Source organism: Candidatus Rubrimentiphilum sp., from assembly GCA_035710515.1.
Classification (GTDB): Bacteria; Vulcanimicrobiota; Vulcanimicrobiia; order Vulcanimicrobiales; family Vulcanimicrobiaceae; genus Rubrimentiphilum.
Map to the genome: position 1 here is coordinate 551100 of DASTDE010000001.1, position 20733 is coordinate 571832.

Consider the following 20733-nt stretch of genomic DNA (forward strand, 5'->3'; position numbering starts at 1 on the left):
TTTGTTTTCATGCTAATCGCTTCTGTGCGGCGGTTAGCGCTGCACGCTCAACGCGCGTGGCGAACTCGGGCGCGCCGAACTGCGCGCACATGGCGGGGAATGTCGCAGTCGGTCCGCGCCACTCCAACTCTTCGACATCAACGAAAAGTTTGGCATCGGTTCGAAGGGTGGCCAACTCTTTGAATAACACTGCCAGTCCCTGGCGCTCGCCGAGCACCTCCCGCGGGAATGCTTCAATCGCTCCGTAGCGCGTGAGCAAAGCTGCAGCGTTCTTAGGACCGATGCCCCGAATACCTGGATAACCATCGGAGGCGTCGCCGACGAGCGCAAGATAATCAGGAATCAGCTCGGGATCTACGCCAAACTTCGTTCGAACGCCATCGGCATCCCGGACGACGTTACTTCTGCGATCGATTTGAACGACACTATCCCCGCGCACGCATTGCGCAAGATCTTTATCGGGCGTCCAGATGCAAACTTTTCGTACGCGGGAATCCTTTGACGCGATAGCGGCCGCCGATGCAAGCGCATCGTCGGCTTCAAGTTCGACCATCGCCCAAACCGGAATCCCCATCGCCCGCAGCCCGTCTTCCAGCGGCTCAAACTGTGCGCGCAGCGCAGGCTCGATTCCCTCTCCCGTTTTGTATCCGTTCCAGAGCCCATTGCGGAAAGATTCGATAACATGGTCGGTGGCGACGCCAAGGTGCGTTGCTCCGTCGTCGATCATGTGTAGGATGGTGTTGAGTACGCCAAGGACGGCCCCAAATCGCCGGTCCTTATTGTCCGTGGCGCGACGCAACCCGTAAAAATGCCGGAAGAGTTCGTAGGTTCCGTCGATCAGATGAACGATCACGCCGCGGATGCTTAGCGGGCAGCGACGCGGACCACCTCTTGCTCGCGGAGAAGTATTGGGTGAGGAGTAGATTCCATGGCTAAGACAATTATGATCGTGGGCTTCGGCCCCGGTACCGCCACCGCCGTGGCGGAGAAATTCGGGGGAAAGGGATTATCGGTGGCGCTCATCGGCCGAAGCCAAGAACGCCTGGCCGCCGGAGTTATAGCGCTGAAAGCGCAGGGTGTCGACGCATACGCGTTTCCCGCCGACGCGGGCGACCCGGCATCGATTCGGTCAGCGGTTCAAGCCGTCCAATCGCAGCTCGGGATTGACGTTCTCCACTGGAACGCCTACGGAGGTGTGGAAGCCGGCGACTTGCTTACCGCCGATGAGGCATCGGTGCACAAATTATTCGATGTGGCTGTATTCGGCCTGATCGCCGCGACGGAAGAAGCGATTCCGGAACTTAAGAAAAACGGCGGCGCTGTCATGATATCGAACGGTGCGTTTGGCCTGGTGTCGCCGGAGATGGACGCAGTCCCGGTCAACCTCCACGTGATGGGCCTCGCTCTTTCAAGCGCCGCAAAGCACAAGCTCGCCGGGATGCTCGCGGAGCGGTTGAAAGGCGAGGGGATCTTCGTCGGCGAGGTTATGGTACACGGCACGATCAAGGGACCTGCGGCGCCCGATGGCATCGACCCGGCGGTCATTGCCGACAAACATTGGCAAGTCTATGAGTCCCGCACCGAAACGCGTGCGTCTGTTAAGTAGAGGCGATCAGACCGGTACTTCGCCGATTATCGTCGCGCGGCGGACCAGGCGGTGCGCCGGAAAATAGTCGGCGAGCGCGCAGTGCTGCGTCCAGCGGTTGTCCCACATCGCCACGGTACCTGCGGTCCATCGCCAGCGAACTTGAAACTCCGGCGCGCTCATGTGTTCAAAGAGAAAGCGCAATAAGGCCTCGTTTTCGCGCGGCGAAACTCCCTCGATGCGCGAAGTAAAATCTTGATTGACGAACAGCGCCTTTCTCCCGGTCGCCGGGTTCGTTCGCGCGACGGGGTGCGAGACGGGCGGATGCTGCGCGTAAATCTCATCGCGGCGATCTTCCATGCCAAGCGCGGTAAAACGCTCGGGCGTGAAGTTCTTCGCGAAGGAGTGAACCGCTCGCAGCCGGCCGACAAGCTCCTTCATCGGGTCGGAGAGCGCTTCGTACGCCAGGTACATATTCGCCCACAGCGTGTCGCCGCCGAGCGGCGGTATATCTTCCGCGTAAAGTACCGCGGCCTTCGGCGGCGTCGCCAGATACGTGACGTCGTTGTGCCAGCGATCGCTGTTCGCACGCCGGGTCGCGTCATGCTCCAAGACCATAACCTCCGGCGCTTCTTTATGACCCGGATAGAACGGATGGAGGTAGAGGGGTCCGAAGCGCGCCGCAAAGTCGCGTTGTTGCACCGGCGTAAGCGACTGGTTTAAGAAGAAGAGGACCAGACGGTCGTCGAGCGCCGCGCTGATTTCCGCGATATCGCTTGCAGAGAGTGGTCCGCGTAGATCGATGCCCTCGATAACAGCGCCGATTGCGGGCGTTAGCGGTGTCATCTTCAGCTGCACACGAGCCATACCGGTCACTACGACAGCGCGGCGTCCTTACCCGTCCAATAGCTGAAGGTTTCACAAGGAGCTGCGCGGGAAAACCGCCGGGATGAAAAGCCGTATCATTGTGGCCGCGGTTTTTGCTGCCGCCTCCCTCTTTGTCGCCGGCACGCAAGCGCGCGCGCAATCGTCAGGGTACGTGACCTTCACGGCCGGCGCGCAAGGGAAACACGGCTTGTTCACAATCTGGCAAAAAGGCAATAAGACCTATTTGGAGCTTGCGCCCAATCAATTCAACAAGGATTACTTGGAGACGATCGTCCCCGGCAACGGCCTTGGCCAACAGCCGGTCTGGTGGGGCGATACGGATTATATCCCGAGCGAGCTCGTGCGCTTCGAACGCCGCGGCGATCAGGTAGTGATTCTATGGCCCAATTGGTATGCGCAGGCACCGGGCAGCCCGTCTGCCGAGCTGGCTAATCTTTCGAATTTCCCAGACTCCGTTGTTGGCATCGGTGCGATCGCCGCCGAGGATCCCGCCAGCGGCGACATCGTCTTCGATGTCTCCTCGCTGCTCAACGACCAACTCGATCTGCGAAACATCATCGATCAGAATTTGCCGCCCGATCGCTCGTACCGATTGGATCCGTCGCTTTCATATGTTGATAAGGTCAAAGCATTTCCCGAGAACGACGTCATCACCGTCTCGCAAACGTGGTCGACCGATGCGAAACACGTTATCGATACGGCTCCCGACGCGCGCCGGCTGCGCATTTTCGTCGTCTACAATTTCGTCCAGTTACCCAACGATAACTATCGGCCACGTTTCGCGGACGATCGCGTAGGAATTTACAACGACATCTACCTCGATTTCGCGAACGACCGCCGCGACGAGCGGCTGATGCGCTATTTGATACGTTGGAATTTCGACCCGGCCGACCCGAACCGCCCGTCGGTCGCGCGCCACCCGATGGTCATCACGCTGAGTAACACGATTCCGCCGCAATACCGCCAGGCGGTGACCGATGCGTGCCTGGTGTGGAATAAGGCGTACGCCAAGATTGGGATTCTTAACGCGGTTCAAGTTCAGCCGCAGCCGAGCGACCCAAATTTCGATCCCGACGATTTCCGTTACAACGTGATCCGCTGGCTGAACGAAGCCAGCCCCGGATTCGGAGCCGATTCACAGACGCTTTTCGATCCGCGGACCGGAGAAGAAATTCGCACGGGCGTCATTGTCTCGGCGGTTGAAGGCACGCGCCCCTACTCGCTTTGGAAGTATACCGTCGACCCCGTGCGATTCGGCCGCACGACCGATCCTGTCCCCGCGAAATTTATCCACGACTCAGTTTTCTCGGCACTCGTGCACGAAATGGGGCACAACCAGGGGCTGCAGCACAATTTCATCGGGCACGAGGCGTTCACCGCAGCACAGCTGCAGAGCGAGCAATTCACGCGCGCGCACGGCGTCGCGTCGTCGGTCATGGAATACGCTCCGCTGAACCTTTGGCCGCGCGGCATCAGCCAGGGAGAATTCTTCCAAACGACGCTTGGTCCATACGATTACTACGCGATTAAGTATGGCTACGCGAATATTCCGGGCGCAAGAACCCCCGCCGATGAAATTCCGACGCTGCACCGCTGGGCAAGCGGATGGAGCAATCCCTGGACGCGTTACGCCTCCGATGAAGACGTGAGCTGGCAGAACGGGCACGCGGCCGATCCGCGCGTGGACACCGGCATGTTAACGAATAACGAGCTGCGCTGGTGCGACACGCAAATGAACCTGGATCGCTCGCGCATCTCCCAGATCGCGCGGCTTTGGCCGCAGTCCGGCCAGTCCTACCAGCAAGAATTGGATGCGCTGCGTACCCCGGTTAGCGGCTATTTCAAATGTGCGCAGATGCCCGCGCATTACCTCGGCGGCCAGTATCTCTCACGCGCGCACGCCGGCGATCCCGGGTCTGCTCCGCCGGTCGTTCCGGTGGATCGCATCAAAGAGCGCCAAGCTTTCGAGTTGCTCGCTAAATACTTGCTCGCCGCCAACCCATTGAATATCTCACCGGCGATGCTGCAGCACCTGTCGTATGCGGAGTGGTCCGGCTACGGCTACACGGGCTGGGACGGCTACGGCAACCTGCCCCTGTGGGCCTACAATCCGCCGGTGCGGCACGATTACACGCTCACCCAACGCGTCAATGCCGCACAAATGCAAACGATAGACTATCTCTTCAATCCGGTGGTTCTCGCGCGCATCGACGAGAATCCGGCCTTGGCGATAAAACCGACAATGTCGATCGCCGATCTTTTCAATTGGCTGCACGCGGCCATTTACAATGATTTGTCGATGCGCGATATCGCGCTGGTACGCCGCAATCTGCAAGCGGCGTTCGTCGACAAAATGGGCGACCTTGCGAACAAGGCGGCAAAGGGTACACCTGCCGACGCGATCGCGCTCGCGCGCGTCGAGCTTCACCGCATCGCGTCAGCCGCGGCAAAGGCGATGCGCGGAAACCACGATGAGATCACGGCAGCGCATCTTCTGGATTTGGTGCATCGAGCGAACGCCGCTTCAAACCCGCCGCCCGCACCGTAGCGCCTACGGGTTCACGGTTGTGCGGGCGCCTTCCAGATCGTGCCGTCGCTGAAGGTCGCCTCAAGCACCGAGCATGCAGTGGGGCCACTTCCTCCGGCGCGGGCAAAGGCATGGACGTCGCTACCGTGATCGCGCAGCCGGTGCGTAACCTGCTGTGCGGGCGCAAACGATCCCGCATCGCCGACGACGTAACGCGATTTGTCGAACTCGATCTGAAATTGGATGCGCTTTACCGTGACGCTTCCCGTATTCGTGAACGTCACGTTGAAGAAATTGTAGCCTTTGCCGTTGACGAAGAGGTTGCCGAGGCCCATTTGGGTGTGGACTTTCTTCACATCGCACGAATCGATGCGAATCGGGCTCGCAGACTGGGCCGTAACAGCATCCGGGCGAAGGAGCGTCAGAGTGGCCGCGACGGCGATGGCGCAAATAGCGAGCCGTTGCCGATAGCTCATCAAATCCCTAAGGTTCGTTCGCCCAGGCGTTCTTTAGAGTCTGAAGACTCGATCGAGCTGTCAGGACATCGGGCGCGCCCTGCGGAGTGCCGAGCGAGACGGCGTTCAATCCATACCAGCTCTCGTCGTTGAAACAGCCCGGAAACGCTCCATTCGTGACGCTCATGCCGGTGTGAACAGTCGGATTGGGATTGTTGAGCTTCCACCACTCATCTTGCCATTCAAGGTAGAAACCACCCGACACGACGCCGCCGGACTTGAATCCGTTATACATCGCCGTTGCCACGTTCGTTATCAAGTCATTGAGGCCGGTCATGCTTGGGTTTCCGGTCGCTGCCAGCTCCGATACATTCGCGTCTGTAAGCGCCCCCGGATTCGAGTATGTACAGCTGCCGATATCCGTTGGCCCCGTGCCGAAGGTATACGACGGGCCCGCCGGTAGATGCGTCGATGCCGGCGCACCCCATTCGGTAATGAGTACGGGTTTATTCGTGGCAGAGTGGATATCAGAGAGGAGTGTAGTGAGCGTTCGTCCACGGAAAACATTGACGCCATACGCATCGACTGCCGCATTGTTTGTTTCCGCCGCGGCGATGAACTTCTCTTTTCCGCCCGCCACTCCGTCTGCCTCGGCAGTCATTACGAGAGCGCTCGGTGCGCCGGCATCTATGAGCCCCTGTTTCGCGGCTCTCGCGATCTGGTTAAAACGCCCCCACTCGGTAGCATCAAATGTGTCTAATCCAAGCTCGTTGCTGATCGTCACACCCATAAATGCTTGTTTGCCGCCGTATTTTTTGGTGAAGTCGTGGTATTGGTTCGCAATGGCGTTGGTCGCATCTTGATTCGACAGCACGTTGCCGCGGGTAAAGAAGATAGTCGCTATAACGTATATCGGATTGATCCCGCCGTTCCAGGCTGCGTCCAAGAAGGCGTCCATCGTTCCAGGTCCCGAATCGAAATTCGGTACGGGCGCATCATACACGCGGACGGCGTTTACGCCCATTGCGCGCATGAGCGGCAAATCGCGGGACCAGACGGCGGAATTATTACTTCCCACACTTCCGCCTGCAGTCGGCGTTTTCCCGATTGCAACCGGTGCATAGTCAACACCCTTAACAAAGAACGCCGATGGGGCGGGCGCACTGGGCGCGTTGATGATGCAAATCGAGCTCCCGCAGTCGACAAAATCCGGATTGGGAGCGGCGGCCGGCGTCACGGCCGAACCACAAGAGCACATCAGTGCTGCGATAAGAAGAACGCAGAGTTTCTTCATGGGAAGCACCCCTTTTTTGCGCGGGTTTTGTTCTGCCGGATTCCATTTCGCTCCTTGCCACCGCTGGGGCGAAAATGTTAAGAATCAACGGCGCCTACTGATTAGCCTCGCCCCTCGCGGCCAGCGAGCAATGCGTATGTCGACGCGGTCGCCTTTGAACGGCACGCCTTCCTTGCGGAGGCGCTCGCGTTGTCTTCGTCCTTGCGTCACGCTGCCGTCGGCTCGCACAACGCGATGCCACGGGATGTCCTGCGTCGTTGTTGCGAGCACATGACCGACGAGACGCGGCGCGTGCGCGTCGATGTCGCCGTACGTTTGGACGAAGCCCTTTGGAATAGCACGCACGAGCGCCAGAATGCGCGCGGTGCGTTCGTCTGGGACAGGAATAAGGTGCCTAGGGCGCCGGTGCAGGCTTTGCTGAGAGCGCGCCGATTGCAGCGAGAGCCGCGAAACCGGCATCGGTTCCGGAAGCCCACGCGCCGTGCACCTGACTATGCGAATGGACGCTGCAGGCTTCGCCCGCAAACCACACTTGGTTATTGATCGGCTTCGCGAGTTCCAGCCGTGCTGAAGCTTTGCCGGGTTTAGCATAGCTGATGCATCCCAATGTGTAAGGATTCGATTGCCACGTACTCGCCAAGATTTCTCCGGTCCATGCGGCAGTAATTCCGGGGAAGGTTGGTTCCAGCATCGTACAGATTTGCTTTCCCGCGGCTGACGGCGCCAGCGCCTCAAATGAGAGAGCGTCCTCTCCTTCGCAGGCAATCATCAGGAACGGTCCGGCGCCGGGATTCATGTCGGCAAGATAGTTCGCGAAAAATGTCGGCGTCGTTCCGTCTACCAACGGCACGAGATTGGCCATCTTGCCGGCCTTGACGCCGAGCGACGCGTTAACAAACGGTTCTCCGTTAAATTTTAGGAGTGCCTTATAGGCATGGCCCATGGTAATTCCCGACAGCGCGGTCGTGTACGCCGCGGGCAATGCCGGAGAAAATGCGATCGAACCGGCCTTCAGCACGTTTACGGAGGCGGTAACGATAACCGCTTTGGCCTGGTAGGTTGCGCCGGCCGCGGTCTTAACGCCGACAGTGTTCCCACCGTACGTGATGCTCTGGACTGGAGATGAGATCTGAATCGGCAAGCCTTCGGCAAGCCGCGACAAGAGCGCGCCATAACCGCTCGGTACAAATAGCGAATCATTCGGTGGATAGAAGAATGGAAGCGGCGAGAATTGACCAAAGTTGTAAAGATCTTCGACCGATTGATCGGCCGGGTCGCCGGTGTCCACCACCGAGACGCAAATCTGTTCTACGAGTTTTACGTAATCTGCATTTGCAAGGCCGGCTCCGGCAATCACTTGATGCGCCGATAAATCCGGCTCCCCGAGTGTAATACTGAGACCGTAAGCCAGCAGCGCAGTGTTCGCTAATCCAAACGTTGCGGCAAAATCGGCTTGCTCGAGGTCCGATGACTTCGTTCCGGTGGCAAGATCGAAGAAAACCGGCGGAAAGACTGCTCCGTCGACCGTGTCAATGCCAAGTTGCTTGGCGATCGGGTAGAGTACGGTGTTGAGCGACTGAGCCTGCGAAATGAATTGCGCCCCGGGCTCGTAGGGAACGCCGAGCGACGTGTCCGTCCAACAACGCCCGCCGGTGCGGTCCATCGCTTCGAGCACGAGCACCGAGCGGTTCGATGACTGCACGGCGCGAGCCGCGGCGATTCCCGCTGACCCTGCGCCTATCACGATTACATCATATTCCAAAACGTTTTGGCGGGCTTCGTCCGCCCGAAGAAGCCACCCTTGCGCCCGGCCGGGGCCTCGCCGAGATGTGGTCGAACGAAAAGCCGGTGACGGACATCAACACAGAAGTAGCAATTATCGGGGCCGGCGCCGCCGGACTCGCAGCCGCCCGGCGGTTACATGAACGCGGAATCGATGCCGTCGTTCTCGAGGCGCGCGATCGGATAGGAGGCCGCGCGTACACGCTGCAGCCGTCACGCGAGTCGGCGCCGGTCGAGCTCGGAGCCGAGTTTATCCATGGCACGCCGCCCGTCACGCTTTCGTTGATGCACGAGTGCGGCGAAAAGGCCGCAGATGTCCCGAGCCGAGCCTTCCAGTTCGGGAACGAAGACTTCGAAGACCGGTCCGATCTGTGGGACACTGCTGAGCGGCTTCTGCGGCGTGTGGACCCGAACGCACCTGATCGGAGCGTTGCCGATTTTCTGAAAGCACTGCCGCCGGATGAAGCGACTACAGAGCAACTCGACGCCGTCCGTATGATCGTCGAAGGCTTCGAAGCCGCCGATACGTCCGACGCCAGCGTCATCGCGATCGCAAACGAGTGGCTCGGCGGGACGGAACGCGGTACGCTGCGCCCGCTCAACGGCTATGCGCCACTTATGGCTTGTCTGGCGCGTATTGGTGAAGCCCGCATTCTACTGCAAACGCGGGTTGATGAAATCCGCTGGTCGTCAGGAAACGTTCGGGTTCTGGCTACCGACGCGGACGGGCAGTTGGAGGTTCAAGCGCGGCGAGCCGTCATCACGCTGCCGATCGGCGTGTTGCGGGACAACGCCGTGTTGTTCACGCCTCCGCTGCCGCCGCCGAAGCGAGCGGCAATCGACGCGATGAGAATGGGCCCCGTCATCAGAGTCGTCCTCGCGTTTCGTTCGCCGTTTTGGGAACATACCGAAGGCGGCCGCTATCGCGACGCCGCGTTTTTTTATGCGCCGCAGGGGAAGTTTCCGGCAATTTGGACGCGCTTGCCCCAACACGCGTCCTTCCTGGTCGCGTGGGCCGGCGGCAGCGCGGTAAAGCGGATCGCCGCAGCGGGACTCGACCCGATCGAGGCCGCGTTACAAGCTTGTGCCGCGATCTTCCCGTCAGTCGATGTGCGCAGTGAATTGCGGGAGGTGTATCATCACGACTGGCAAGCCGATCCATTTGCGCGCGGCGCATACGCTTATCTTCGCGTCGGCGCCGGCGATGCGCGGGACGCGCTCACGACTCCGATTGAAGAAACACTCTACTTCGCGGGCGAGGCGACGTCAAACGACGAGCCGGGCACGATCGCGGGAGCGTTGGAGAGCGGCTATCGCGCCGCCGATGCGATTACCGGTTCTGAATCTGGTCGGCTGCCAAGTACGTGACGATATCCCATGCGTTGCGAATGCCCATGAAAATGAGCAGCATGGTGGCGCCGGCGAGGACGAAGAGCGCCCACGGTGCGTGGAATGGAAGAAGGATAGCCGCTACCACGATCGCGCCATACGCGACGAATGGAAAGACTGCGAACCAGGTCCAATCCTCGAGATCTAATTTGTACGTGGTCAAGCACTGGGCCGCGTAGATCGCGCGCACCACGTACACGATTCCCGCGAGACCCGTGAGCCCGATCAGGATATCGGCCGGAAGCAGCCCCCACCACGGCGCGCTCACTATCCCCGAAATAAAAAACGCCGCGCAAAAATGGACCACCGTCGGAGTACTGAACGTGGCGAACCCCGCGTTCATCTGTCCCTCCTGCCGCAGTATGCGGCTCCCGGTGGTCAGCGAGATCACGACGAACATCAAGCCGGTCAGCGCCGCGGCCGACGATCCCGTTATGATGTAGAAGTTCGACCAAACGGCGAAGATCGAGAGGCCTTCATGCATGCGCCGTGTTTTGGCGGGTGCGGCCCAGCGCGCCTTTCGCAAACCTGGTACTAGACGCTCCGGCGCTTCGCGTATACCATTAGAGCCGATATGCACGCCCTAAAACCGGCCGGCGTTTTTCATCCTGGAGAGTTCACGGGTGAAACCCACTCATGGCAAATCGCGGATGCTGTACTCTCCGAGGTGCGTCACTACCGCGCAAAAGCCGTTCCGGTCCACCGGCATAGTGCGCCCTACTTTAGCTTGTTGCTCGACGGCTCGTACGAAGAAAGCTCGGACGATTTCAGCATCGTCTACCAGCCGTACAGCTTTATTTATCACGCCGCTCAAACGCCGCATCGCGACGCTATCGGCGAAGACGGATGCCGCATGTTTTTCATCGAGTTGCTCGATGCGTGGACGGAAGCGCTGACGGGCGAGGACCCGCCACGTCAGCATCTCTTCGAACTCGACGGCAGCGACCCGTGTTGGATCGCACTCCGGCTTCACCGCGAATTCATGCAGCGCGAATCGGGCTCGGCGACTACGGTCGAGTCGCTGCTTTACGAGCTGTGCAGCTATGTCACCCATTCCGCGAGTGACGATGCGCGCGAACCGCGCTGGCTGGCGTCAGTCGAGTCGCGTTTGCGCGAGTCATTTGCGTCATCGTTCAGCTTGTCGCTCCTGGCAAGCGAGATCGGCATCAATCCGGCGCACCTGTGCCGCTCGTTCCGCCGCTTCCGGGGCCGAACCATCGGCGATTTCATCACCAACCTGCGCATCCAATACGTTTGCCGGCGTCTCACGGCGAGTACCGATACGCTCAGCGACATCGCGCTGGCCGGCGGGTTCACCGATCAGAGCCACATGACGCGCACGTTCAAGCGCTTTACCGGATATTCGCCGGGAGCGTACCGGGATGGCCATTAGCGCTTTTGCGCTTGTCGCGTTGCTGTTGCAAGTCGCGAATGCGCCGGCGCCTCATTGCGATGCGTCGCGCATCTTTAGTCAAGTGCGAACGGCCACGGGCGGAAATCACTGGAACACCGTCGGAGAAATCGTTGCCGACGGCACCATAACGGATTCAGGCGCCGTGGGCTCCGTCCACTCCGCCCGCGACGTGGTGGCCGGGCGCAATCTGTTTGCCGAAGCGCTCGACCAAGGCCGCGTATCGTACATCTACGACGGACACACCAAGTGGGAGCTCGACCAAGGCCTGGGCGTGCACGCGATGAACGCGCCGGATTCCATCCGGCGTGCCGTCACCGATGCATACCTTGCCCGCAACGGCTTCTGGAAGCCGAACGACCCGGCACGCGTCGAGTGCTTGTCCGGCGTCTCGGCGAACGGAGCGAGCTTCGACGTTGTGCGCATCACGCCGCGCGACGGAAGTGCCGTCGAGGTATGGATCGATCGGGCAACGCATCTCGTTGCGCGCACGATTCAACAGCTCCCGACAACCTTGCGTACGGAACTTTACGCGGATTATCGTAAAGCCGGCGGCTTAGTTCTGCCTTACAGCATAACGCAGCAGTTTCTGGATGGGTACGGCAAGCCGGCCGTCATCGCGCAGAGTATCAAGCAATATCGGCTACTGCCCGCGGTGCGGGCCGCGGATTTCCGGCGGCCGCCGGATCCGGTGAACGGACGCATTGCCGGCGGAGCTTCGTCAACGCAAGTCCCTTTTACGCTGGACAAGGGCGTCATCGTTTTTCAAGCCCGGATCAATGGCCAGGGACCGTTTGCATTTACGTTCGATCCCGGCGCGCAAGGCGTGCTTACATCTGTTGCCGCGGTCCGGCTCGGTTTGACGCCCGGTAAAATGGCGAATGTGGGACGCCTGGAAGTTGGCGGTGCGGAGATAGACAACATCGCGCTCCCGGTATATGCGGGAAATCCGACGGATTTATTTCCCGCGCGCGATCCGAATGCTGCGCCGATTGCGGGTGCGCTCGGTCCGGAATTGCTGGACCGCTTCGTTGTTCGCTTGGACTATGCTGCCAAGACCTTGACGCTCACGCCGATGACGGGCTCGACGAGCGCTCCGACCGGCACGACGCAGCGCTTCACGCTGCAGGAAGACGACGACATCCCGCTCATCCCGGCGGCGATAGACGGCGTGCCGGGACTGGTGCAATTTGACGTGCGTGCGCCGGCGCCGCTGTTGCTCTTTCGGCATCCGGCCGGAACGGGAACCGTCCAAAGCCTGAAACTCGGCGGCGTCGAGCTCCACGACGTGCCGGCGCGCTTCACGGATGCGCAAGCCGGAAAGTTTTCATCCCGCACGGAGGCCGGGCTGATCGGATCCCGCGTGCTTTCGCAGTTCGTCACGACGCTGAACTATCGCGCCCAGACGATCCGCTTCGAATACCGGCCCATTCCCTAATCATTCGCAAGGCCTTCCCGGTCGTAGGCTACCGTGTTCCTATGTTTAAGCAAATCATCGTTCCGATCGATGGGTCGGACTGCGCCGAGAAGGCTATTGAGGTCGCTGCCGTGCTCGCCAAGGAACAGGGAGCGACCTGCACGGTGTGCATGGTCGTCGATATTGCCCAGGCGGCGGGATTAGGTTTCGCCACGCCGGAGCTCGTGAGCGGCTGGCTGAAAACCGTCCAGACGCAAGCTGAAGTGGTAGTGCTCGAAGCGGCCGCGCGCTTGATGGTCAAAGGCGTACCGGCAAAAACCGAGGTTGTCGAAGGCCATCCAACCGATGCGATCCTTCAAGTCGCCAAGAAACATCGCGGCGACATTATCGTGATGGGAAGCCATGGCCGCACCGGCTTGCGCCGTTTGTTTTTGGGGAGCGTAGCTGAAAGCGTATTGCGTAGTGCCGATATCCCGGTGCTCGTCGTACGCCAAACCGGCGTGAAGGCGGCGCAAGCCGCCTAGGACGAAAGCGCATCGTTGACGATGCGCACAAGTTCCTCCGGCTCCGACGGCTTCGGAATGACGTGCTCGACGCGCGCGACGTGCATGAAGTCGCGCAGCGCTGCATCGGGGCGCGTGGCGGAATAAAGCGCGATCCTTGTGTCGCGCGTGCCGGGATCTGCACGCAGCGCCTTAACGAGCTCAGTGCCGCTCATTCCCGGCATGAACAGATCGACGACAATAAGGTCAGGCACTAAGTCGTGCGCCAACTGCAATCCCTCGGTGCCGTCGGCGGCTTCGAATACCTCGTGCCCGTGCGGTTGAAGAACGGCGGCGACGAGCAAGCGGTTTGCGGCCTCGTCATCGACAACCAAGATCTTAGACATGCGTCGAGCGGCGATGTTCGGGCAAGAACGCGTCGATCTGTTTGACGAATGCGGTGGGTTCGATCGGTTTGGCAATGTAGCCGCTAAATCCGGCCGCCAGAATCTGCTCGCGGTCGCCCGCCATTGCGAGTGCCGTGACGGCGATGACAGGCGTATCGAAAGCGTCCACGCCTTCCTTTAAGCTTCGAGCAATCGCAAAGCCGTCCAGCTCCGGCATCAAGATGTCGGTGATGATGGCGTCGTACTCGTTGTTGCGCGCTGCCTCTAGGCCGGCACGCGAATCGGCGACGCCCTCCGCGGTGTGTCCAAACGCTTCCAGCAGATAGACCATCAAATCCAGATTTGCGCGATTGTCGTCGATGACTAGAATCCGGGCCGGCACGTCGCTACCGAAGCGGCACGGTCAGCGTAAACGTGCTCCCCTTTCGCGGTTCACTTTGTACGTTCAGGCTGCCGCCGATCAGCGCCGCCAGCTGTTGGCTCAAATAGAGCCCAAGCCCCGTCCCTTCAAAGCGGCGCGTGCTCGAGGTATCGAGTTGCTCAAAAGCTTCAAAAAGCCGTGCCTGGTCTTGCGCGCTTATGCCGATGCCGGTATCGGCAATGGCTATCTCGACAAGGGCAGCGTTGCCCGATATTTTCCGCGTGAGCTCCACGCGGATCGCACCCTTCTCCGTGTATTTAATGGCATTGTTGGTGAGATTGAGGAGAATTTGGTGAAGGGCGCGCCGATCCGTCGTGATGACGATATCGTTCCCGGGGGCAAGAATCTCCAGTGCCAGACCTTTCTCTTCCGCGAATGAACGCAGACCTGTTGCCACTTCGTCTATGACTTGCTGAACGATAACGGGCTCCAGGTGCAGTTCGATCTTGCCCGATTCGATCTTTGCCAGATCGAGCATGTCATTGATGAGTGAGAGAAGATGACGCGCGCTCGATTGTACGATCTGCAGCTGCTTTTTTTGCTCGTCGGTAAGCGGGCCCGGGAGCTGCATCAGTAGCGTGCCGGTAAAACCGATGATGGCATTAAGCGGCGTCCGCAGCTCGTGGCTCATTCCGGCGAGAAATCGATCCTTTGCGAGGCTGGCCTTTTCCAGTTCGGCATTCTTTTCTTGTAGCGCGCGCTCGAAGTGCTTGCGCTCGGAGATGTCGCGAATTGCGCTGGAAACCAGCGTACCTTCGGTGGTTTCGATCGGGCTGAGGCTGATCTCGACCGGGAACTCACTCCCGTCCTTATTCAAACCATAAAGGTCGAGGCCAACACCCATCGGGCGCGTGCGCGGCGCTTGGAAAAATCCGTCGCGGTGGCCGCCGTGTTTGGCACGCAAACGCGCGGGAACGAGTTTCTCGACGGCTTGCCCAAGCAGCTCTTCGCGGTTATATCCAAAGAGTTTTTCTGTTTGGGCATTTACGAGCACGATTTTGCCTTGCCGGTCGACGATGACCATGGCGTCCGGCGCGGACTCAAGGAGATCGCGGAAACTGTCCATCGCGCGCGTAAGCTTCGCCTAATCTTCATGGCTTCTTCCAACCGCCGGCGTACGCTGGGAGCATGATTACATGTCAACGTGAGGTCCTTGAGGAGCGGCTGCACCGCCATTCGAAACCCGCCGAGGAATCTCGTCACGTTCGGGTTACGATAGAAGTCGCATCCGACGACAAAGAAGACGCCGTCCTTCCATGGCGCTACACCGTCGAGCTTGCCCGCCCGCCGGCCGGATTGCTCCTCCATAATTAAGGAAACGTTCCAAGGATTTTCTCCGGATCGTCACAGCGCAAGGCTACAGTAGAATGTATCCGGCGCCACGCCGGAGAGGAGAATCTTGAATGGCTCTGTTAGAGCAAAAAAAAGATGTCGACACCCAGTTCACAGCGCTTGTTGAGCGGATGTTCGACGACTTTCCGTTCGCCGAGTTTCAGCTGCCGCGCTTTGCCTATGCACTGCCGCCGCTGAATCTCTATGACGAATTTGGAAAATACATTCTGGAATTGGCAGTTCCCGGGTTCGAACCCAAAGAGATAAACGTCGAAGTGACGGGCAGCACAGTCGTCATCTCCGGGTTCCGCTCGAGCGCCGACGAGAAGAAATTCACGCACTATCACCGGCGCGAAATTCGCCTCGGATCGTTCGCTCGCACCGTGGCCCTGCCGCAAGACGTCGACCCCGAAAGAGTGATCGCGACCGTCGAGAAGGGCATCCTGACCATAACTCTTTGGCCGATGAAATCCATCGTGCCGAAGAAGGTGGAAGTAAAAGCCGCTTAACGGCTGGCCTTCCTCGCGCCGCGCTCAAACAAGAGAGAGCCGCTTTATGCGGCTCTCTCCTAATGTTATGCTCTCCTCATGAAGATCTGGGGTTTGGCATTAGCGGCTGCCCTTGCAATCCTTATGGCGCCGCTTGCGCGCGCCGGGGTCGATCCGCTCGTCGCTCGTGGGAAGTATCTTGTCGGCTTCGGCAGTTGTAACGACTGCCACACGCCCGGCTGGCGCGAGTCTGATGGGCGCATTCCGGTATCGCAGTGGATGACCGGCAGCAAGATAGGTTATCGCGGACCCTGGGGTACGAGCTATGCCGCTAACGTGCGGATCGAGTTTTCGCAGATCTCCGAGAAGGACTGGCTTTTCATGGTTCGCACGCGCGCCGGCCGCTGGCCGATGGTCTGGCACGATCTGCGCATGCTAAGAACCACCGACCAACAGGCGATCTACCGGTTCGTCCGCAGTTTGGGTGCTCGCGGTAAGCGCGCGCCGGCGGACGTTCCGCCGGGCCGCGAGCCTTCAACCCCTTATGTTTGGGTTGTGCCGCACTAAGCTTTTGCGGTTTTTGGTCTAAGCGCGAAAACGGCTGCCGCGAGAACCAACTGAACGACGATGCGCACCAGCATGTAGTTCGCGGGATAGTATTTTCCTAGGTGCATCGCCGTCAAGGCGAAGACGTTCAGGATCGCCGAAGCCACAAGCAAAGCTATAAGCGTGTCGATAATTGCAAGGTAGCGGACCGGATCCCGTGCTGCCACGCAGAGCAAATACCCCAGCGCGAGAGCGACGATCCCGATCGCTTTAAAGAAGATCATCACAAAGTCGCTGTCGCCGAGTGCGAGATTTGCCGGAACGAGTGAGAGCGCCCAATTTGTCGCAAAAAGAAGAATCAGGCCTGCAAGCGCCTCGAGTACCGACAATGCATAGAGCAGCGTGCTTAGGGTGCCGTAGGGACGGACATTTGTCATCTAGGTCTCCTATCGTGGCTATTTATGCGGGGTGCTTGGCGAGAAGTGTTTTCGAAGCTTCCTCGTTGCAGAAGCGTGTTTCCATGATCCGCGCTATTTGCTCCAGGAGCGTACGCGCGGTCGCCGCAGCAATCCTGGAGCCCACGAGCAGATCAAAGGCTTGTCCGAACGTGCCTAGCGGCGGTGTGTATTCGCCGCGCAGCTCGAGTATCGCGCTACGGTAGCTCTCGTCGGCACGGACGATGATTTCGCCGTCGAAATCGGGGTAAGGTCCGCCGTCTTTCGGAGTCCAATGCACGAGCCACGGTTCGTCGAACCGCATGGGATCTTCGCCGCGCTCGTACGTGACCAGGACGGGTTTTTCCAGCGTTCCAGCTTTAAGGGTGAGCGTAACCGTGCGCTGATTGTCGACGACGCCTTGCAGCGCGCCGTGAAGGTATTCGCGGGCACGTACATACGGGCAATTCGTCCTGTAGCGTTCGTAGACGCGGGTCGTCATAATGAGCCATTCTGCCGTGCTCGCGAGAATCGCCAAGGACCACTTTGGGAAGAACCGAAGAAGCTCGCGCTCACACGCTCTTCCAAGGAGCTCGGTAAAGTTTGCCAATGCTGCCGCGAGAGAAAGGGCCGCCACAGGACGAACCGCTCCCGGGAACGCTGGCCTTCGTCTTCACGATGGGCGCTGTTTTTGCGATCCTGTGGTTCTTGATGTTCGTCTTGCTGAAGTCGCGCTGGTAGCATGCACGTTCATAAGTACGAACGCTGGTGGATGACATTTGGAATCGTCATGCTGCTCGTTTTCCTGGCGACGATCGGCTTTGCCGCCTTCGCCGACAACATGAATCCGCCGAGTGGCTTACAGGCGATCGATCCCACGAAGGTTGCGCAGATACCGCCGTTCGATCATCCGGGCCTGCGCCGTTTACCGGATGGAACCTACGAAGCCTATTACGTCGCCGAAGTTTTTGCCTTCAATCCGCAAACGCTGACGGTCCCCGTCGGTAAGAAAATCACGTTTTACGTCACGAGCCCCGACGTCGTGCACGGCTTCTTCATTCCCAAGACGGACATTAACATGATGGCGGTTCCGGGCTGGGTGAACTCAGACTCGCACGTCTTTACGAGCAAGGGGACATACCTCTTGATCTGTCACGAGTATTGCGGCATCGGCCACCAGAACATGTTTGCAAAGATCGTGGTGCGATGATCCTCCGAGAGAACCGGGTCGTCATCGCGCACATTTACACGGCGACAGCCGCCATCGTCGTCGGTGCGTTCTTCGGCGCGTTGCAAGGGCTCTCGCGCGCGACTGTGTTTAACGCGCCTGCATGGTTCGATTACTACCGGATCCTCACGATGCACGGCGTGCTGATGGCATTAGTCTTTACCACGTTTTTCATCACGGGGCTGGCGCTCTTCGTAACCTACCGGTCGATCCCGCGCGAGCGAAACACGACGCTCGGCTGGGCGGGCTACTGGGTGATGCTCGCCGGCGTGTTGATGGCCGCGGTCGAAATTCTGGCCGGCAACGCGACGGTGCTCTACACGTTCTATGCACCGCTCAAGGCAAGTCCCTGGTTTTACGTCGGCGCGGCGATCTTCATCATCGGCACGTGGGTTATCGCGGCCGAGATCTTTGGAAACATTCTTTGGTTCCGCAAGAACAACCCCGGAATGCCGGTACCGCTGCCTGCATTTACCGCGGGCGCAACGTTCCTCATGTGGTGGATCGCGACGCTAGGCGTCGTCGGCGAGATGTATCTCCTGATTCCTTGGGCATTCGGCTGGACGCACGGCGTCAACGTCATGCTAACGCGTATGCTGTTTTGGTACTTCGGCCACCCGCTCGTCTACTTCTGGATCATGGGCGCTTATATTTGCTGGTACAATATCGTCCCGAAGTTCTACAACGGCAACCTTTTCAGCGACGGCCTGACACGGCTCACCTTCATCATGCTGCTCTTGCTCTCTACGCCGGTCGGCATTCATCACGAGTTCATGGAGCCGGGCATTTCGGCAACGTGGAAGATGCTGCACACAATCACGACGTACGGAGTGGCCATCCCATCCTTCATTACGGCGTTTGCTATCTTCGCGTCGTTCGAATTGGCCGCGCGGCGTTTGGGCAAACGAGGTTTTTGGCAGACCGTGCAATCGCTGCCGTGGAAGAACCCGGCGTTCTGCGGGCCCGCCTACGGCATGCTGCTGTTTATTCTCGGCGGCTTCGGCGGCTTGGTAAACGCCTCGTATTCGATGGACTCGCTAGTCCACAATACGATTTGGATTGTCGGCCACTTCCACGTAACAGTCGGCGGCCCGGTTGCGCTCACGTTTTTGGGCATCGCCTACTGGATGATTCCCAAGCTTACCGGGCGAGCGTTATGGAAACCGGCTTGGGCGCTTTGGCAGACGCGTCTGTGGTTTATCGGCATGCTCCTGATGTCGTTTTCAATGCATATCGCGGGGCTGATGGGCGCGCCGCGCCGCACAGCGGAAATCAGTTACTTCGGATCGGCGCCGAACGAATGGGCTGCTTATAACGCAACCGCTGCTGCCGGCGGACTCGTGCTGCTTACCAGCATCGTCATCTTTGCGTGCGTAGCAGTAGGGACGCTCCTCGCCAACAAAAAAGGCGAAGACATGACCGTCGAGTTCGCGCAGCCGCTCGAAGGATCGGAACGTGCGCCCGCCATGCTGCAAGCGCTTTTCCGGTGGGGCCTTGTGGCATTGGTCGCAGCTGCCCTCGCGTATGCCGGCCCGCTCTTGGAGATGTTGCACAATCCAGGCTTCCCCGCGCCGGGGATGCGCACGTGGTGAATAACGGCGGCCCGTCCGGCGCCGGCAAGCGCATCCTGATTGTCGACGACGAAGCGCAGATAGGTGAGGTTCTGAGCGCGTACCTCCAACAGGAATCGTTTGAGGTTGTCGTTTGTCAAACTGTCGCTACGGCATTGGCCGAACTCGAGCGGCAAAGGCCCGACATGATGATTCTCGACATCACGCTGCCCGACGGCAGCGGGCTAGACATATTGCGCCGCGGAGTCAAATCCCATCGCATTCCGACGATTATGTTGACCGCCCGCAGCGACGAGGTCGATCGGGTAGTCGGTTTGGAGCTCGGTGCGGACGACTACATCGTGAAGCCGTTTTCGCCGCGAGAGGTGGTTGCACGCGTTCGCGCCGTCATGCGCCGCGTCGACAGGGAAGCCGAAGACACAAGCCAGGCGTTGCGAGTCAAAGACCTGGAAATCGACGAAGGCGCTCACGAAGTGCGCGTGGCGGGGTCAGTTGTGCCGATCACGCCGGCAGAGTTCCGGATCCTTCAGGTGCTCGCGCAGAATGCCGGGCACGTACTCACCCGCGCGCAGTTGCTGGACCTCGTTCACGACGACGGGAGCATCTTCGAGCGCACGCTCGACCGTCATATCAACAACCTCCGGCGCAAGATCGAGCCCAATCCCGAGGACCCCGTCTATGTCGTCACGGTGTACGGGGTCGGCTACAAATTGCGCAAAGACTAATGAATAAGAAGCTCCTTCTCGCACTCGACCTCTGCATGGCGGAGGATTGGGACGCGGCGAAACTCAGCCTCGAAGGCCTTGACGATGCGGCGGCCGCCCGTTTGGCAATGCTCATAACGCTGCAGCAAGAACGCGAAAAGAACCATCTCCAAATGCTGAAGAAGGCACGCCACGAGCTGGGCAACACGCTCTCGGTGGCCCAAGCCAATCTGGAGGCGATGCTCGATGGCGTTCTTGAGACTACGCCTGAACGATTACGCTCGATTGCGGACTCACTGCGCGCGGCCGGCGCAGTCGTACTCGACCTGAAGTAGCCTTCCCAGAGCGTTCGCAAGTTGTTCGCGTGGCTTG

General features: G+C 59.6%; 24 protein-coding genes. 13 read left to right on the forward strand and 11 right to left on the reverse strand.

The annotated features are described in order from the left end of the window. Positions 1-7 precede the first annotated feature (7 nt). On the reverse strand, positions 8-853 hold the full coding sequence (locus VFO29_02755; GenBank protein ID HET9392434.1) for a 5'-3' exonuclease H3TH domain-containing protein: 846 nt from the start codon (positions 851-853) through the stop codon (positions 8-10). Between the two features lie 75 nt (positions 854-928). On the opposite strand from VFO29_02755, the gene VFO29_02760 reads away from it, so the two are divergent. Then, the gene (locus VFO29_02760; GenBank protein HET9392435.1) at positions 929-1606 is read left to right on the forward strand and encodes an SDR family NAD(P)-dependent oxidoreductase; all 678 of its coding nucleotides are present in this window, start codon (positions 929-931) and stop codon (positions 1604-1606) included. A gap of 6 nt (positions 1607-1612) precedes the next feature. On the opposite strand, the gene tauD is transcribed toward VFO29_02760, so the two are convergent. Continuing rightward, positions 1613-2452 carry a taurine dioxygenase gene (gene tauD, locus VFO29_02765; GenBank protein HET9392436.1) on the reverse strand — a complete coding sequence of 280 codons (840 nt, stop codon included), beginning with the start codon at positions 2450-2452 and terminating at the stop codon, positions 1613-1615. Positions 2453-2534: 82 nt separating this feature from the next. Between tauD and VFO29_02770 the strand changes: the two genes are divergently transcribed. Further along, positions 2535-5021: a zinc-dependent metalloprotease gene (locus VFO29_02770; protein HET9392437.1), complete on the forward strand. Its 2487-nt coding sequence runs from the start codon at positions 2535-2537 to the stop codon at positions 5019-5021. An 11-nt stretch (positions 5022-5032) separates the two neighbouring features. On the opposite strand, the gene VFO29_02775 is transcribed toward VFO29_02770, so the two are convergent. The 3 genes from VFO29_02775 to VFO29_02785 form a co-directional block, all read right to left on the reverse strand. After that, positions 5033-5476, reverse strand: coding sequence for a hypothetical protein (locus VFO29_02775; protein HET9392438.1), 444 nt, complete (start codon positions 5474-5476; stop codon positions 5033-5035). A 7-nt stretch (positions 5477-5483) separates the two neighbouring features. Further along, positions 5484-6749 carry a hypothetical protein gene (locus tag VFO29_02780; GenBank protein HET9392439.1) on the reverse strand — a complete coding sequence of 422 codons (1266 nt, stop codon included), beginning with the start codon at positions 6747-6749 and terminating at the stop codon, positions 5484-5486. A 394-nt stretch (positions 6750-7143) separates the two neighbouring features. Beyond that, positions 7144-8493: an NAD(P)/FAD-dependent oxidoreductase gene (locus tag VFO29_02785; GenBank protein ID HET9392440.1), complete on the reverse strand. Its 1350-nt coding sequence runs from the start codon at positions 8491-8493 to the stop codon at positions 7144-7146. A gap of 104 nt (positions 8494-8597) precedes the next feature. Here VFO29_02785 and VFO29_02790 point away from each other — a divergent pair, with 104 nt between their 5' ends. Further along, positions 8598-9899, forward strand: a complete 1302-nt coding sequence (locus VFO29_02790; protein ID HET9392441.1) for an NAD(P)/FAD-dependent oxidoreductase — start codon at positions 8598-8600, stop codon at positions 9897-9899. On the opposite strand, the gene VFO29_02795 is transcribed toward VFO29_02790, so the two are convergent. Then, the gene (locus tag VFO29_02795) at positions 9862-10404 is read right to left on the reverse strand and encodes a hypothetical protein (protein ID HET9392442.1); all 543 of its coding nucleotides are present in this window, start codon (positions 10402-10404) and stop codon (positions 9862-9864) included. The two genes, VFO29_02790 and VFO29_02795, sit on opposite strands and share 38 nt — an antisense overlap. A 90-nt stretch (positions 10405-10494) precedes the next feature. On the opposite strand from VFO29_02795, the gene VFO29_02800 reads away from it, so the two are divergent. The 3 genes from VFO29_02800 to VFO29_02810 are packed head-to-tail and all read left to right on the forward strand — an operon-like array spanning position 10495 to position 13272. Next, complete coding sequence (locus tag VFO29_02800) at positions 10495-11313, forward strand: helix-turn-helix transcriptional regulator (protein HET9392443.1); 819 nt, start codon at positions 10495-10497, stop codon at positions 11311-11313. Next, positions 11303-12769 (forward strand): hypothetical protein, encoded by a 1467-nt coding sequence (locus VFO29_02805; GenBank protein HET9392444.1) that lies wholly within the window; start codon positions 11303-11305, stop codon positions 12767-12769. The genes VFO29_02800 and VFO29_02805 overlap by 11 nt, the downstream gene beginning before the upstream one ends. 41 nt (positions 12770-12810) lie before the next feature. Continuing rightward, positions 12811-13272, forward strand: a complete 462-nt coding sequence (locus VFO29_02810; protein HET9392445.1) for a universal stress protein — start codon at positions 12811-12813, stop codon at positions 13270-13272. Here VFO29_02810 and VFO29_02815 read toward each other — a convergent pair. From VFO29_02815 to VFO29_02825, 3 genes are read right to left on the reverse strand one after another with little or no spacing between them, the layout of a single operon-like run. Continuing rightward, positions 13269-13637 (reverse strand): response regulator, encoded by a 369-nt coding sequence (locus VFO29_02815; protein ID HET9392446.1) that lies wholly within the window; start codon positions 13635-13637, stop codon positions 13269-13271. The genes VFO29_02810 and VFO29_02815 overlap by 4 nt on opposite strands. After that, positions 13630-14019 (reverse strand): response regulator, encoded by a 390-nt coding sequence (locus tag VFO29_02820; GenBank protein ID HET9392447.1) that lies wholly within the window; start codon positions 14017-14019, stop codon positions 13630-13632. The genes VFO29_02815 and VFO29_02820 overlap by 8 nt, the downstream gene beginning before the upstream one ends. A 4-nt stretch (positions 14020-14023) precedes the next feature. Next, positions 14024-15124 carry an ATP-binding protein gene (locus tag VFO29_02825; GenBank protein ID HET9392448.1) on the reverse strand — a complete coding sequence of 367 codons (1101 nt, stop codon included), beginning with the start codon at positions 15122-15124 and terminating at the stop codon, positions 14024-14026. A gap of 337 nt (positions 15125-15461) precedes the next feature. Here VFO29_02825 and VFO29_02830 point away from each other — a divergent pair, with 337 nt between their 5' ends. After that, on the forward strand, positions 15462-15899 hold the full coding sequence (locus tag VFO29_02830) for an Hsp20/alpha crystallin family protein (GenBank protein ID HET9392449.1): 438 nt from the start codon (positions 15462-15464) through the stop codon (positions 15897-15899). A gap of 78 nt (positions 15900-15977) precedes the next feature. Beyond that, a complete protein-coding gene (locus VFO29_02835; GenBank protein HET9392450.1) occupies positions 15978-16445 on the forward strand; it encodes a hypothetical protein in 468 nt (155 codons plus the stop codon). On the opposite strand, the gene VFO29_02840 is transcribed toward VFO29_02835, so the two are convergent. Further along, positions 16442-16861, reverse strand: a complete 420-nt coding sequence (locus VFO29_02840) for a hypothetical protein (protein ID HET9392451.1) — start codon at positions 16859-16861, stop codon at positions 16442-16444. The genes VFO29_02835 and VFO29_02840 overlap by 4 nt on opposite strands. 22 nt (positions 16862-16883) lie before the next feature. After that, positions 16884-17360 (reverse strand): hypothetical protein, encoded by a 477-nt coding sequence (locus VFO29_02845; protein HET9392452.1) that lies wholly within the window; start codon positions 17358-17360, stop codon positions 16884-16886. A gap of 107 nt (positions 17361-17467) precedes the next feature. Here VFO29_02845 and VFO29_02850 point away from each other — a divergent pair, with 107 nt between their 5' ends. The 5 genes from VFO29_02850 to VFO29_02870 are packed head-to-tail and all read left to right on the forward strand — an operon-like array spanning position 17468 to position 20696. Continuing rightward, complete coding sequence (locus tag VFO29_02850; GenBank protein ID HET9392453.1) at positions 17468-17599, forward strand: hypothetical protein; 132 nt, start codon at positions 17468-17470, stop codon at positions 17597-17599. A 1-nt stretch (position 17600) separates the two neighbouring features. Then, the gene (locus VFO29_02855) at positions 17601-18068 is read left to right on the forward strand and encodes a cytochrome c oxidase subunit II (protein ID HET9392454.1); all 468 of its coding nucleotides are present in this window, start codon (positions 17601-17603) and stop codon (positions 18066-18068) included. Continuing rightward, entirely contained in the window at positions 18065-19678 is a 1614-nt protein-coding gene (locus tag VFO29_02860) for a cbb3-type cytochrome c oxidase subunit I (protein ID HET9392455.1), read from the forward strand. Before VFO29_02855 ends, VFO29_02860 begins: the two co-directional genes overlap by 4 nt. Further along, complete coding sequence (locus tag VFO29_02865; GenBank protein ID HET9392456.1) at positions 19675-20382, forward strand: response regulator transcription factor; 708 nt, start codon at positions 19675-19677, stop codon at positions 20380-20382. Before VFO29_02860 ends, VFO29_02865 begins: the two co-directional genes overlap by 4 nt. After that, a complete protein-coding gene (locus VFO29_02870; GenBank protein HET9392457.1) occupies positions 20382-20696 on the forward strand; it encodes a hypothetical protein in 315 nt (104 codons plus the stop codon). Before VFO29_02865 ends, VFO29_02870 begins: the two co-directional genes overlap by 1 nt. The last annotated feature ends 37 nt before the right edge of the window (positions 20697-20733 follow it).